Raw genomic sequence first — 13,832 nt, 5'->3', positions numbered from 1 at the left:
GCCCTGGCCCGCGAGCGGGTGTATCAGATGAGCCGCGTCGCCGACCAGCGCGACGCGCGGCCCGATCAGCCGGTCGACGGTTTGCAGCGCCAGCGGGAAGCCCCGTGCAGGCGTTACGCACTCCAATGTGCCGAGCATGCTCTGCGTCGCGCGCTCGACTTCGGCCGCGAGTCGCGCGGGATCGAGTGCGAGAAGTTCGTCGGCGTGATCGGTTGACGCGGACCAGACGAGCGACGCGAAATCCCCCGGAAGCGGCAGCAACGCGATGATTTCGCCATCGCGAAACCACTGATACGCCGTCTCGCCGTGCGGTTTTTCGCACTTGAAGTTCGCGACGACACCCGTCTGCCGATAATCCCGCCGAGTCATCTTTGCGCCAGTCTGCGCGCGCACCCAGGAATGCGCGCCGTCCGCGCCGACGATCAGATCCGCTTCCAGCGCATCGCCGTTGGCGAGCGTGAGATGCGCCGCGTCGTCATGGATGACCAGCCCTTGTGCCCGCGAATCGATCCAGGTGAGATTGGGCTGAAAGCGCAAGGCGGCGTCGAGCGAGCGTTCAATCAGCGACGACTCCACAATCCAGGCCAATTGCGGGACGGCTGCCTGGAACGCCGAGAAATGAAGCTCGGCGAAGGCATCGCCGAAAACGCGCATGTCGAGCACCGGGCCGAGTTTTTCATGATCCAGCGCCTGCCAGACGCGCAGCCGCGCAAGCAAAGCCTGCGAACTCGAAGACAGCGCGTAGATGCGCGAATCGAACGGTTCGCCAGCGACAGGCGCAGCAGCCGGCGACGCGAGCAACGCGGTGCGCAGGCCGGATTGAGTCAGCGCGAGGGCCGCCGTCTTGCCGACCAGACCGCCGCCGACAACGACTGCGTGAAAATTTCTGGATTGGGAATTCATGCGCTCATTATAGCTGCCGGGAAATTCCGGGATTCGATGGAAACACTGCGTTTCCGCGGCGTGCGACATTGCGGCAGTAGCTTCGGTTGTACGCTTTCGCTGCGCGCGGGTCCCGTGGCTTTATTCCCGATGAACACGATTCGCGCGCCCTCGCCGTCAGCCCGGCGGTCTCACTCGACCGGCCTTCCCGCCCAGCCCAGGCGCGCTCGGCGGTACAATAGCGGTTTGTCCGGCCCGCACGACGTGGCCGCCCGCTACGCGTTGATTGCCGGGGTTTGCATCGAACCCGCGACGCGCGAACACCAGCGTTGACCCACGCGGCGCACGCCGTTTCACCAGTTCGAAGGATTCCATGAGCCTCCAATGCGGCATCGTCGGCTTGCCTAACGTCGGCAAGTCCACCCTCTTCAATGCACTGACCAAGGCGGGCATCGCCGCCGAAAACTATCCGTTCTGCACGATCGAACCGAACGTCGGCGTGGTCGAAGTGCCTGACCCGCGGATCGGAGCGCTGTCCGCCATCGTCAATCCGGAGCGCGTGGTGCCGGCAATCGTTGAATTCGTCGATATCGCCGGCCTCGTGGCTGGCGCGAGCAAAGGCGAAGGTTTGGGCAACAAATTCCTAGCCAATATTCGCGAGACCGACGCGATCACGCACGTCGTGCGCTGCTTCGAGGACGAGAACGTGATTCACGTCGCGAACAAGATCGATCCGCTCGCCGATATCGAAGTCATCAATACCGAACTGGCGCTGGCGGATTTGTCGACGGTCGAGAAGGCTCACCATCGCTACGCAAAAGTCGCCCGCTCGGGCACCGATAAAGAAGCAGCGAAACTGGTCCCGTTGCTGGAAAAGATCCAGGCGCAACTCGATCAGGCGAAGCCCGTGCGGGGTCTTGACCTGAGCGAAGACGAGCTCGCGCTGATCAAGCCGTTGTGCCTGATCACCGCCAAGCCGACCATGTATGTGGCGAACGTGAAGGAAAACGGCTTCGAAAACAATCCGTATCTCGACGCCGTGCGCAAGCACGCGCAGGCCGAAAACGCGCCCGTGGTCGCGGTGTGCGCGGCTATCGAAGCTGAAATCGCCGATCTCGACGACGCCGACAAGCATGAGTTTCTCGCCGATATGGGCATGGAAGAGCCGGGCCTGGATCGCGTGATTCGCGCGGCTTACCGGCTACTTGGATTGCAGACGTATTTCACGGCGGGCGTGAAGGAAGTGCGGGCATGGACGATTCACGTCGGCGATACCGCGCCTCAAGCCGCCGGCGCGATTCATACTGATTTCGAGCGCGGCTTTATTCGCGCGCAAACCATCGCCTTCGATGACTTCGTTGCGTTCAAAGGCGAGCAAGGCGCGAAGGAAGCCGGCAAGATGCGGGCTGAAGGGAAGGAATATGTCGTGCACGACGGCGACGTGATGAATTTCTTGTTCAACGTCTGATGTAATAATTCGTCGTTCGAGGTGGTCATTAAAAGCGGAGGCCCTGATAAAGGGATTCCGCTTTTTTATTGCTTTGCGCCAGGCCTCCTTGGCCGCCCAGAGCGCAACCGACCTTGGACGGTGTACATGAAGACCGAACTGATTTACTCGTTGACCGAGCATTTCGAAGCGCATGCTCAGCGGACCACCAGCGGCGTCGAATTCTGGCTTGCCCGCGACCTCCAGCACCTGCTTGGATATGCGAAGTGGGAAAACTTCGTCAAGGTCGTGAACAAAGCCGAGATCGCCTGCGAGACGTCGGGTCATGCCGCCGCAGACCATTTTCCTGACGTCAGGAAAATGGTCGACCTCGGCTCAGGTAGCCAGCGCGAAGTCGATGACATCATGCTCACGCGCTACGCCTGCTACCTGGTCGCGCAAAACGGCGATCCCAAAAAGCACGAGATCGCGTTTGCACAGACCTATTTCGCCGTCCAGACCCGACGTGCCGAGTTGATCGAGCAACGTCTGCTCGACTCAGAACGTCTGGTCGCCCGCATGAAACTGACCAGCACGGAAAAGGAGCTGTCCGAAGTGATTTTCGAACAAACCGGTGGAAACGACGATTTCGGCATGATTCGGAGCAAAGGCGACCACGCCTTGTTCGAAAAATCGACCCAGCAAATGAAGTCGCATTGGAAGGTTCCCGCCAAGCGGCCGTTGGCCGATTTCGCACCCACGATCATCCTCAAGGCAAAGGATTTCGCGGCCGAAATCACCATCTTCAATTCTCGCCAGAACAAGCTTGGAAGCGAAAAAGCGATCTCGAGGGAACATATCAACAACAATGAAGCGGTTCGTAAGACCCTGCTTGAACGCGGCATCCGGCCAGAAACCCTGCCTGCGGGAGAGGACGTGAAAAAGGTCGCGCGCCGGCTGGCATCGGAAGATAAAACACGCGCGAAAAATCCGGAAGCGCTCGACTCATGATGCGTTCGGACGAAGCCCCTGAAGGCGCCGGCGTCAAAGCAGAGAAACGCCTGCCAGACAGCCATATCCGTCGAAGTACAATGTCGTCACTTCTCGCGCGCTGCGGGAAACGCATCGTCGCGTACTAAATCCAGGGGTTTCCCGACGGAGGCTTGAAAACCGACATCCGCCCGGCCGAAACCCGCCGTAAAAACGAAAACCGCAAACCTCAAGACAACCGAATCCGCAAATGGCCCAATACGTCTTCACCATGAACCGCGTCGGCAAGATCGTGCCGCCCAAGCGCCAGATCCTGAAGGACATCTCGCTGTCCTTTTTCCCCGGCGCGAAAATCGGCCTGCTTGGACTGAACGGTTCCGGCAAATCGACGCTGATCCGCATCATGGCCGGCGTCGACAAGGACATCGAAGGCGAAGCCACGCCAATGCCGAACCTGAACATCGGCTACTTGCCGCAGGAACCGCAACTCAATCCGCAGCAAACCGTGCGTGAAGCCGTTGAAGACGGCCTCGGCGAAGTCTTCAGCGCGCAGAAGAATCTCGACGCCATCTACGCGGCCTACGCCGAACCTGACGCCGACTTCGACGCCCTCGCCGCCGACCAAGCCAAATACGAAGCCATCCTCGCAACCAGCGACGGCGGCACGCCCGAGCAACAGCTCGAAGTCGCCGCCGACGCTCTGCGCCTGCCCGCATGGGACGCGAAGATCGAACACTTGTCGGGCGGCGAAAAGCGTCGCGTGGCACTGTGCAAGTTGTTGCTGCAAAAGCCCGACATGCTGCTCCTCGACGAACCGACCAACCACTTGGACGCGGAATCGGTCGATTGGCTCGAACAATTCCTGACGCGCTATCCGGGCACGGTCGTGGCTGTCACTCACGATCGCTACTTCCTCGATAACGCCGCCGAATGGATTCTCGAACTCGACCGTGGCCACGGGATCCCATGGAAGGGTAACTACAGCAGTTGGCTCGACCAGAAGCAAGATCGGCTGAAACAGGAAGAATCGACGGAATCGGCGCGGCAAAAGGCGCTGAAGAAAGAGCTGGATTGGGTCCGCCAGAATCCCAAGGGACGCCAGGCTAAGTCAAAGGCTCGGATCGCGCGTTTCGAGGAACTCAATAGCCAGGAATACCAGAAGCGCAATGAAACACAGGAAATCTTCATCCCGGTCGGCGATCGACTGGGCAATGAGGTAATCGAGTTCAAGAACGTGAGCAAGGCGTACGGCGACCGGCTTCTGATCGATAACCTGAACATGAAGATTCCGGCGGGCGCTATCGTCGGGATTATTGGTCCGAACGGCGCCGGCAAATCCACGTTGTTCCGCATGCTGACGGGCAAGGAACAGCCGGACTCGGGCGAAATCGTACAGGGTCCGACGGTGAAGCTGGCCTATGTGGACCAAAGCCGCGACGCGCTGAATGCGGACAAGACCGTGTTCGAAGAGATTTCGGGCGGCGCCGACGTATTGACCGTCGGCAAGTATGAAACGCCGTCACGCGCGTATATCGGCCGGTTCAACTTCAAGGGCGGGGATCAGCAAAAGACGGTCGGTGCGTTGTCCGGCGGTGAACGCGGTCGTTTGCATCTTGCAAAAACGTTGATCGAAGGCGGCAACGTGTTGCTGCTGGACGAACCGTCGAACGATCTGGACGTTGAAACGCTTCGCGCGCTGGAAGACGCTTTGCTGGAATTTGCTGGTTCCGTGATGGTGATTTCGCACGATCGCTGGTTCCTCGACCGCATCGCGACGCATATCATCGCGTTCGAGGGCGACTCGCAAGTCACGTTCTTCGACGGCAACTATCAAGAGTACGAAGCCGACAAGCGCAACCGTCTTGGTGAAGAAGGCGCCAAGCCGAAACGTCTGCGCTACAAGCCAATCGTCCGATAAGCAAAGATACGCAAGACCAATCCGCCGCCCGCGCGCGGCTTTGACGGGAGAACTCGGCATGGCGGGTTTCAAGGCGCGACGGGTCGCGCTGTGGGCGGCCGTGATCGTGGCGGTGCTGGCGCTGGCGTCGGTCGGCGGCTGGTTCTTCCTGGTGCACGAGATAAAGGCACGCGTGCTCGATACACTCGGGCCGCTCGGCTCCGTAGAGGAAATCGATGTCGGCTACGCACGGATCACGCTGAGCCACGTGCGTCTGCGCGGCCCGCAAGGCTGGCCCACCGACGACGCGCTGCGCGCCGAGCGGGTGACGATGAACATCGACATGCGCGCGCTCTTGTCGAACCGTATGCACATTCGCCAGGTAACGGTTGACGGTTTTTATCTCTCGGTCGCCCGTTCTCCTAATGGTCAGGTCGACCTGCTTCCGGGTCTCAATGAAGCGACGAGTGAAGCGCCCGCCAGTTCGAGCCACGCGGAACAGCGCGTGCGTCCGGAACGGCTCATCGATCATGTCGCGTTCGAGCGCGGCGCGATGGAATTCTTCGATCAATTCGAGCAGAACCCGCCGTATCGAATACTGATTTCGAACGCACGCGCGAATATCGACAACCTGCATTTGCCGGCGCTCGACACCCGGACTGCGCTCGACATGACCGGTACGATCAAGGGCCCGTCGCATACCGGGACGGTCGGCTTCAACGGCTGGATGGTCATTGCGAACAAGGATTCGCAGACGCACACGAGCTTGCGCAACGTGGATGTCACCACACTCGATCCGTACTTGCCGCGAAAGGCCGGCACGCGAACCCGGGTAACGGGCGGCACCATCGATCTCACGCTCGACGCCACTGTCCACGACTACCACATTCACGCGCCCGGAACAGTCGTGCTCAACCGTTTGCAGTTATCGGATAGCGGCAACCCGCTCGACACGTTTCTCTCCATTCCGACGAAAGCCGCAATCGCCGCATTGAAGGATCACGGGCAGATCAAGCTGGACTTCGAACTCGACGGCAACCTGCGCGATCCCAAGTTTTCGCTCAACGAAAGCCTGACCAAAAAGCTTGCGGCAGGCTTCGCGAAAGCGCTTGGCGTGAGCACGGAAGGCGCGGCAAAAGGCGCCGGAGAAACGGTCAAAGAGATCGGCAACGCGTTGAAGAATCTTCTCTCCAGGTAATGTCAGACCGGCATGCCGAGCGCCCTCAACTGCGCTTCGGTCTGCTGGGCAGTCGTGTGATGCACGGCGTTCCAGCCGAGTGCGGTGGCGGCTTTGATGTTCTTGGCGTTATCGTCGATGAAGGCGACTTCCTGCGGCTGAATGCCCGGAAAATGCCGCTCGATCTCGGTCCACATCAACGCGAAAATTGCGGGATGGGGTTTCGCCACCCGCACCCGGCCCGACACCACCACTTCGCGGAATCGCTGAAGGACGGGGAATCGCTCCCAAGCCCACGGAAAAGTTTCCGCCGACCAGTTGGTCAGTCCGAACATTGGGATGCCTGCCGCTTCCACCTTGTCCACCAACGCCACGCCCTCTTCCAGCACACCCGCCACCATCTCCGGCCAGCGCTCGTAGAACGCGCGAATCAACGCCTCGTGCTCAGGAAATTTGGCGATCAATTCGGCGTTGGCATCGGCGATCGTCTGGCCTGCGTCCTGCTGCACCACCCAATCCGACGCGACGACGTGACCCAGGAACCAGCGCCGCTCGGTATCGTCGGGTATCAGCCGCTTATAAACATACTCAGGATTCCAGTCGATCAACACGCCGCCGAAATCGAACACCACTGCCTTGATCGCCATGCTTCGTGCTCCGTTGTCCGCTGCGTCTAGATTGCTTGCGTGCGCTTCTCGAGCCAGATTTTCGCCGTGCCCGACACATGCGGCGAAACGCGTAGGAGAACCGTCGCGTGATACTCGTTCAACCACGCGCGCTCGTCGTCACGCAGCAGGGTCAAGTCGATGCAACGCGTGTCGATCGGGCACAGCGTGAGCGTCTCAAACTTGAGGAAATCGCCGAATTCGGTCTTTTCGGCAGCTCGGTTCATCACGAGATTCTCGATCCGGATGCCCCATTTCCCCGGCCGATAAAGCCCCGGTTCAATCGACGTGATCATGCCTTCTTCCATAGCGGTGTACGGTTCGGCCGGCGCGTAGTGCGAGATGACCTGGGGGCCTTCGTGCACGTTCAGAAAGTAACCGACGCCGTGTCCCGTGCCATGTCCGTAATCCGCGCCCGCTTCCCAAATGGGCGCGCGCGCGATGGCGTCGAGCATCGGCGAACGAATGCCGCGCGGGAATTGCGCACGCGACAAAGCGATCGTTCCCTTCAGCACAATCGTGAAATCGCGCTTGTGCTCGGCCGTGATGGCGCCAATAGGCACGACGCGCGTGATGTCCGTCGTGCCGCTCACATATTGACCGCCGGAGTCGATCAGCAATAGACCATTGCCTTCGATCACGGAATGCGAGGAATCGGTGGCGCGGTAATGCGGCATCGCGCCGTTAGCGTTGAAGCCCGCGATGGTCGCAAAACTGAGCGTCACGAAACCCGGGCGGCGAGCGCGCGCGGCCGTCAATTTCTCGTCGATGGTCACTTCCGTGATGGTCTCGCGTCCGAGCGCCTCTTCGAACCACGCGAAAAACTCGGCGAGCGCTGCACCGTCCTGCTCCATCGTCGCGCGAATATGGGCAGCGTCGACCGCGCTCTTGCGGGATTTCGCAAAGGTCGACGGATTGACCGCTTCCACGATCTTGACCGACTCGGGCACCTTTTCGAGCGAGCCGAACGTGATCCGGCGCGGGTCGATCAGCAAGGTAGAGCCACCGGGCAACGCGGCCAGCGCGGCGTGAGCATTTGCATAGGACTCGACCCGCACGCCATCTTCCAGCAGCGAGGCCGTTAGTGAAGCGGGAATTTTGCCGTCGCCCACAAACAACGCCGCGTCGTCCAGTCCAATCAGCGCGTGCGCGACGAAAACGGGGTTGTAGCTGACATCGGCGCCACGGAGGTTAAGCAGCCACGCGAGGTCATCGAGCGTCGAGATGAAATGCCATTGCGCGCCCCTCTCCCGCATCACGCGCCGCAAGTCAGCGAGCTTGTCAGCGCGAGAAACGCTCGCGTGCGGCGCCGTGTGCTCGTACACATTCTCGGATGGCAAGCCCGGCCGGTCGGGCCAGACGGCATCGAGCAAATCGAGATCCGTGCGCAACACGATACCGCGCGCCGTCAGCGCGTCCTTCAATGCCCGTGCTGCAGCGACGCCGAGCACGGCGCCGTCGACGGCGACCGTATCGCCGGCCGCCACATTCTCTGCAAGCCAGTCGACGTGCGGGGCGGATTGCTGGCCGGCCATCATTTTCATGAGTGCGATGCCGGTTCCGGCGAGTTGCGCTTCGGCTTGCGTCCAGTAGCGGCTATCGACCCAGACACCGGCGAACGCGGCCGTCACGACCAGTGTCCCAACCGAGCCGGTGAACCCTGACAGCCACTGACGGCCCTGCCACCGCCCGGGCAGATACTCGGAGAGATGCGGATCTGACGACGGCACCAGCACGGCTGCCAGCGCCTCGCGTGCCATCGCGCCGCGCAGGAGTTCGATACGGCCGGCGAAAGTCGCGGCGTCGGAGAGATTCAGTCGATCGTTCATGGAGTTACCTGCAGGAATATGTCTTCACGGGTCAATCCGAGACCCAAAATCAAAATCAACGTCGCGCCGCCAGTCCGACCGTCGCGGTCACGGCGACAAGCGCAAAGAGTGAGCACGCGAGCCATTCGAGGGAATCGCCGTCGTGGAACGCACCAATTACATCGCCGAGCATTTTTGCGACGATCGCCGCGAGCACGCCCGCCAGCGCCGCTACCCAGACGCGTCCGGCCGGTTTCGAACCGACTCGTCCCGCCCGCCGCAAGGGATGAAGCCACCGTCCCGCCAGTCCGATTACGCAACCGAGAACTACGATACCCGGCCAACCCATCAGCGACGCGCGCCGGCAAAATTCGGACAAAGCTTATGGGTTAAAGCGGATGAGTGAACTAGCATTTTCAATCCTGTCAACCTAGAAGGCTTGGAAGGCGCAAACCCGCGCGTAGCGGATGAGTTTAGGGGGCTGGAATCGCGATGGCAAGCTTACGCCACGCTGTCCGGCACCTCCCCGACACCATCCGAAGCGCGCGTGGCAGCGTCGGAAATCATGCGAATCGCCATCATCGACCCGGACGTCCAGCACGCCGCACTCCTCCGCCGGACGCTAGTCCTGGACGGCCACTTTTGTCATTTTTTTGCAAGCGCGCCGGCGCTCCTTGACCGGATGCGACACGACACGTTCGATCTGCTGATCGCGGCGAATGAGACCACCGACATGATCGGTGCGGAAATCATCGAACGCGTCAGGCAACTCGCGCCGCAATTGCCGATCGTCCTGATGGCAGCAAGCCAGAACGAATCCGACATCGTGGCGTGCCTGAAAGCGGGTGCCGACGATTGCGTAGCAAAACCGGTTCGATGCACCGAACTCGCGGCTCGCGTAGAAGTGCTGGCACGTCGTCGCGCGATCCGTACATCTGCTCTCGAGCACTTTGGCGAGTATCGATTCAACGCGTCGGAACTGAGCGTGAGCTTCGCGGAAAATCACTGTTTGCTGACACCGAAGGAATTCCGCTTCGCCCGCCTGCTGTTTTCGAACCTGTCACGAGCGGTGTCGCGCGCACACATCCTGGAGGTGGTGTGGCCGCGCGGCAGCGACATGGCGTCGCGTACGCTCGACACCCACGCGTCCCGCCTGCGCTCCAAGCTGCACCTGCGCCCCGAATCCGGCTATCGCCTGACGCCGCTTTATGGCTATGGTTACCAGCTGGACCGGATCGAACCGGATGAATATGTCCAGCGCATGATGAACAGCCCGCTTCCGCCCGTTTCTGAAGAAATTCGGGAAAGGCTATAATATTGGGTTCACATGGAGGCCTTGAATCAAGGCCTCGACCAAAGGCAGTAAGCCTCAAGCCGCCTGAGCCCAAAAAATGCAGCTCCTCGCGATCGGAATCAATCATCACACTGCGCCTGTTGCGTTGCGCGAACGCGTGGCGTTTCCGCTCGACCAGATCAAACCGGCCCTCGGCGCCCTGAAGGATCTGTGGCTGGGTCCGTTGGGCAAGGCTGCGCCTGAGGCGGCGATCCTGTCCACCTGCAACCGGACGGAGCTGTACTGCGCCACCGACGACAAAGCCGCGCGCGACGCCGCCGTTCACTGGTTGTCGAACTATCACAATCTGCCAATCTCCGAGCTTGCGCCGCACGTTTATACGTTGCCCCAGTCGGAAGCCGTGCGGCACGCGTTTCGGGTCGCATCGGGCCTGGATTCAATGGTGCTCGGCGAGACGCAAATCGTCGGCCAGATGAAGGACGCGGTACGCACAGCGTCTGAAGCCGGCGCGCTCGGCACCTATCTCAACCAGTTGTTCCAGCGCACTTTTGCGGTTGCCAAGGAAGTGCGGACGAACACGGAAATCGGCGCGCAGTCGGTTTCCATGGCCGCTGCGGCTGTGCGTCTCGCACAACGCATCTTCGAGAATATTTCGAGTCAGCGCGTGCTGTTTATCGGTGCCGGCGAAATGATCGAGTTGTGCGCGACGCATTTCGCCGCGCAAAAGCCGCGTGAGCTCGTGATATCGAACCGGACAGCCGAGCGGGGCGAAAAGCTTGCCGAGCGCTTCAACGGCCGTTCAATGCCACTCTCGGATTTGCCCACGCGCATGCACGAGTTCGACATTATTGTGTCGTGCACGGCGTCCACGTTGCCGATCATCGGCTTGGGCGCGGTCGAACGGGCAGTCAAGGCGCGCCGCCATCGGCCGATTTTCATGGTCGACCTGGCTGTCCCGCGCGACATCGAACCGGAAGTGGGCAAGCTGCGCGACGTGTTCCTCTATACCGTCGACGACCTCGGCGCCATCGTGCGCGAAGGCAGCGCTTCGCGGCAGGCTGCGGTAGCCGAAGCGGAATCGATTATCGACACGCGCGTGCAGGGCTTCATGCAATGGCTCGACGCACGCAGCATCGTGCCGGTGATCCGCCACATGCATACGCAAGCCGACGCGTTGCGCCGCACGGAAGTCGACCGGGCCCGCAAGATGCTGGCGCGCGGCGACGAACCTGCTGCGGTCCTCGAAGCGTTGTCGCAATCGCTCACCAACAAGCTGATTCACGGCCCCACGCACGCGCTTAGCCGTGCAAGCCACGAGAATCGCGACCAGCTCATCGAGCTGATGGGCGGCTTGTACAAGCATGGCCATTCGTCCGGATCGAACGATCCGTCGGAAACTTAGCGCCCCTGTCGCCTCTTCTTCGGTTGCGCCGCTTTTTTGAATTCAAGCGGGCGCGTTCCTGATCCTTGCCTTCCCCGGAGCCACGCTCCAGCCTCCCATGAAAACGAGCATGCAAAGCAAGCTCGACCAGCTGACTACCCGGCTGGCCGAACTCAATGACTTAATGAGTCGCGAAGACGTCACCGCCGATATGGATCAATATCGGAAGATCACGCGCGAAAACGCGGAAATCGGACCGGTCGTCGAACAATACGCGTTGTGGCGCCAGGCGTTGAGCGACGAGGCCACGGCGCTGGAATTGCTCGCCGATCCGTCGATGCGCGATTTCGCCGAAGAAGAGGTCGGCGAAGCGCGCGAGCGGATGGCGGTCATCGAACGCGATTTGCAGGCCATGCTCCTGCCGAAGGATCCGAACGACGACCGCAATATCTTCATCGAAATCCGTGCGGGCACTGGCGGCGACGAATCCGCGCTGTTCGCGGGCGACCTGCTTCGCATGTATCTCCGATATGCCGAGCGTAATAAATGGTCGGTCGAGACCATGTCGGAGAGCGTGTCCGATCTAGGCGGCTACAAGGAAGTGATCGTGCGGATCGCGGGCGCGAACGTTTATTCGCGGCTCAAGTTCGAATCGGGCGGCCATCGCGTGCAGCGCGTGCCGGCGACCGAAACCCAGGGGCGTATCCACACCTCGGCGTGCACGGTCGCGGTCATGCCGGAAGCCGATGAACTCGGCGAGGTGGTGATCAATCCGGCCGATTTGCGTATCGATACATTCCGTGCTTCCGGCGCGGGCGGGCAGCACATCAACAAGACCGATTCGGCCGTGCGTGTGACCCACTTGCCCACCGGAATCGTGGTGGAATGCCAGGACGACCGTTCCCAGCACAAGAACAAGGATCGCGCGCTGAAGGTGCTTGCCGCGCGGATCATGGACAAGCAGGCGCATGAGCAACACGCGAAAGAAGCGGCTACGCGCAAGAGTTTGATCGGCTCCGGCGATCGCTCGGAACGCATTCGGACGTATAACTTTCCGCAAGGTCGGATGACCGACCATCGGATCAATCTGACGCTTTACAAGCTCGACGCGATCATGGATGGCGATATCGAGGACCTGGTCGGCGCACTGGTCAGCGAACATCAGGCCGAACTGCTTGCCGCGCTGGGCGACTCGGAATGACGACCGTCGCCGATTTGCTTCGCGCGTCCGACCTGCCCGCGCTCGAAACACGCATTTTGCTCGAACACGTTCTCGGCTGGCGTCGCACCGAGTTGATCACGCGCGATGCGGAGCTACTCGAAAACGAAAGCGTCGCAGCCTTCGAAACGCTGGCGAAGCGCCGCGCAGCGGGCGAACCGATTGCACAACTGGTCGGATCGCGGGAGTTTTTTGGGCTGCAATTCGAAGTCACACCCGACGTGCTGATTCCACGGCCGGAAACCGAGTTGTTGGTGGAGACGGCGCTTGAAGTCATCGCGTCCATCGATACCCCGCGCGTGCTCGATCTAGGCACCGGCAGCGGAGCCATTGCGGTGGCGATTGCTCACGAACGCCCGCAAGCGCACATCTGGGCCGTCGATAAATCGCCGCAAGCGTTGGCTGTCGCGGCCCAGAATGCGTTGAACCTCCTCGGCGTCGACCGCCCGCTCACGTTGATTGAAAGCGACTGGACCGAAGCCATCGATCCGTCCTTGCGCTTCGATCTGATCGTGAGCAATCCGCCGTACATCGCCCTTGGCGATCCGCATTTGTCTGTTGGCGATCTGCGTTTCGAACCGCGCGCCGCACTCACTGACGAAGCCGACGGCCTCGCCGCTATCCGCACGATCATCCAGCGCGCACCGTTTTTACTCCGCGCCGGGGGCTCGCTGTGGCTGGAGCATGGTTTCGATCAAGCCGAACACGTCCGCGCGCTGTTGACCGCACGCGGGATGTCGGAGGTACGCTCCGTGCGCGATCTGGCTGGCATCGAACGGATCAGCGGTGGCGTTTTCGCGGCCTGAAGCGCGTCACGCCACGGCCCGGCCTTCAGCTATAAACATTGAAATCCGCTATCATTTCAAATCGGTAGCACACAAATTTCGCTCTGTTTGGCACGCATTCGATACCTAACAACCCGCAACGCAACGCACTCGCAGGAATCGCCATGGATACGCAAGAACGCATCAAGCAAATCGTCGAGGAAGCACCGGTCGTGCTGTTCATGAAAGGCACCGCGCAATTTCCGATGTGCGGCTTTTCCGGGCGCGCGATCCAAATCCTGAAAGCGGTCGGCGCCGACAAGATCAAG

13 protein-coding genes and 1 pseudogene are annotated in these 13,832 nt (G+C 60.9%); 9 read left to right on the top strand and 5 right to left on the bottom strand.

The annotated features are described in order from the left end of the window. The coding region (locus tag WCA53_RS14680; protein WP_423911468.1) for an FAD-dependent monooxygenase at nucleotides 1-903 on the bottom strand (903 nt) is incomplete at its 3' end. Between the two features lie 156 nt (nucleotides 904-1,059). Beyond that, nucleotides 1,060-1,257, bottom strand: coding sequence for a hypothetical protein (locus WCA53_RS14675; RefSeq protein ID WP_423911466.1), 198 nt, complete (start codon nucleotides 1,255-1,257; stop codon nucleotides 1,060-1,062). Between WCA53_RS14675 and ychF the strand changes: the two genes are divergently transcribed. From ychF to WCA53_RS14655, 4 genes are all read left to right on the top strand, one after another. Next, a complete protein-coding gene (gene ychF, locus WCA53_RS14670; RefSeq protein ID WP_423911464.1) occupies nucleotides 1,256-2,350 on the top strand; it encodes a redox-regulated ATPase YchF in 1,095 nt (364 codons plus the stop codon). The genes WCA53_RS14675 and ychF overlap by 2 nt on opposite strands. Nucleotides 2,351-2,476: 126 nt before the next feature. After that, nucleotides 2,477-3,319, top strand: a complete 843-nt coding sequence (gene dinD / locus WCA53_RS14665; RefSeq protein WP_423911461.1) for a DNA damage-inducible protein D — start codon at nucleotides 2,477-2,479, stop codon at nucleotides 3,317-3,319. A gap of 229 nt (nucleotides 3,320-3,548) precedes the next feature. Beyond that, entirely contained in the window at nucleotides 3,549-5,216 is a 1,668-nt protein-coding gene (gene ettA, locus WCA53_RS14660) for an energy-dependent translational throttle protein EttA (protein WP_423911459.1), read from the top strand. A 58-nt stretch (nucleotides 5,217-5,274) separates the two neighbouring features. Next, a complete protein-coding gene (locus WCA53_RS14655; RefSeq protein WP_423911457.1) occupies nucleotides 5,275-6,393 on the top strand; it encodes a DUF748 domain-containing protein in 1,119 nt (372 codons plus the stop codon). A 2-nt stretch (nucleotides 6,394-6,395) separates the two neighbouring features. Here WCA53_RS14655 and WCA53_RS14650 read toward each other — a convergent pair whose 3' ends face one another. The 3 genes from WCA53_RS14650 to WCA53_RS14640 are packed head-to-tail and all read right to left on the bottom strand — an operon-like array spanning nucleotide 6,396 to nucleotide 9,194. Beyond that, nucleotides 6,396-7,019: an HAD family hydrolase gene (locus WCA53_RS14650; RefSeq protein WP_423911455.1), complete on the bottom strand. Its 624-nt coding sequence runs from the start codon at nucleotides 7,017-7,019 to the stop codon at nucleotides 6,396-6,398. Between the two features lie 26 nt (nucleotides 7,020-7,045). Next, complete coding sequence (locus WCA53_RS14645) at nucleotides 7,046-8,866, bottom strand: aminopeptidase P family protein (protein ID WP_423911453.1); 1,821 nt, start codon at nucleotides 8,864-8,866, stop codon at nucleotides 7,046-7,048. 55 nt (nucleotides 8,867-8,921) lie between these two features. Continuing rightward, nucleotides 8,922-9,194 (bottom strand): hypothetical protein, encoded by a 273-nt coding sequence (locus WCA53_RS14640; RefSeq protein ID WP_423911450.1) that lies wholly within the window; start codon nucleotides 9,192-9,194, stop codon nucleotides 8,922-8,924. A 216-nt stretch (nucleotides 9,195-9,410) separates the two neighbouring features. Here WCA53_RS14640 and WCA53_RS14635 point away from each other — a divergent pair, with 216 nt between their 5' ends. The 5 genes and pseudogenes from WCA53_RS14635 to WCA53_RS14615 all read left to right on the top strand — a co-directional run. Then, nucleotides 9,411-10,160 carry a response regulator transcription factor gene (locus tag WCA53_RS14635; RefSeq protein ID WP_423911447.1) on the top strand — a complete coding sequence of 250 codons (750 nt, stop codon included), beginning with the start codon at nucleotides 9,411-9,413 and terminating at the stop codon, nucleotides 10,158-10,160. A gap of 76 nt (nucleotides 10,161-10,236) precedes the next feature. Next, nucleotides 10,237-11,541 (top strand): glutamyl-tRNA reductase, encoded by a 1,305-nt coding sequence (gene hemA / locus WCA53_RS14630; protein WP_423911445.1) that lies wholly within the window; start codon nucleotides 10,237-10,239, stop codon nucleotides 11,539-11,541. A 97-nt stretch (nucleotides 11,542-11,638) separates the two neighbouring features. Next, entirely contained in the window at nucleotides 11,639-12,721 is a 1,083-nt protein-coding gene (gene prfA / locus WCA53_RS14625; RefSeq protein ID WP_423911443.1) for a peptide chain release factor 1, read from the top strand. Continuing rightward, nucleotides 12,718-13,545: a peptide chain release factor N(5)-glutamine methyltransferase gene (gene prmC / locus WCA53_RS14620; RefSeq protein WP_423911441.1), complete on the top strand. Its 828-nt coding sequence runs from the start codon at nucleotides 12,718-12,720 to the stop codon at nucleotides 13,543-13,545. The genes prfA and prmC overlap by 4 nt, the downstream gene beginning before the upstream one ends. Before the next feature lie 143 nt (nucleotides 13,546-13,688). Continuing rightward, nucleotides 13,689-13,832 (top strand): annotated as a pseudogene (locus WCA53_RS14615) (Grx4 family monothiol glutaredoxin); the annotation flags it as partial.

It is taken from the genome of Caballeronia sp., assembly GCF_049581465.1.
Classification (GTDB): Bacteria; Pseudomonadota; Gammaproteobacteria; order Burkholderiales; family Burkholderiaceae; genus Caballeronia.
Note: the sequence above shows the minus strand (reverse complement) of the source record. Positions and strands in the feature narration are given on the sequence as shown.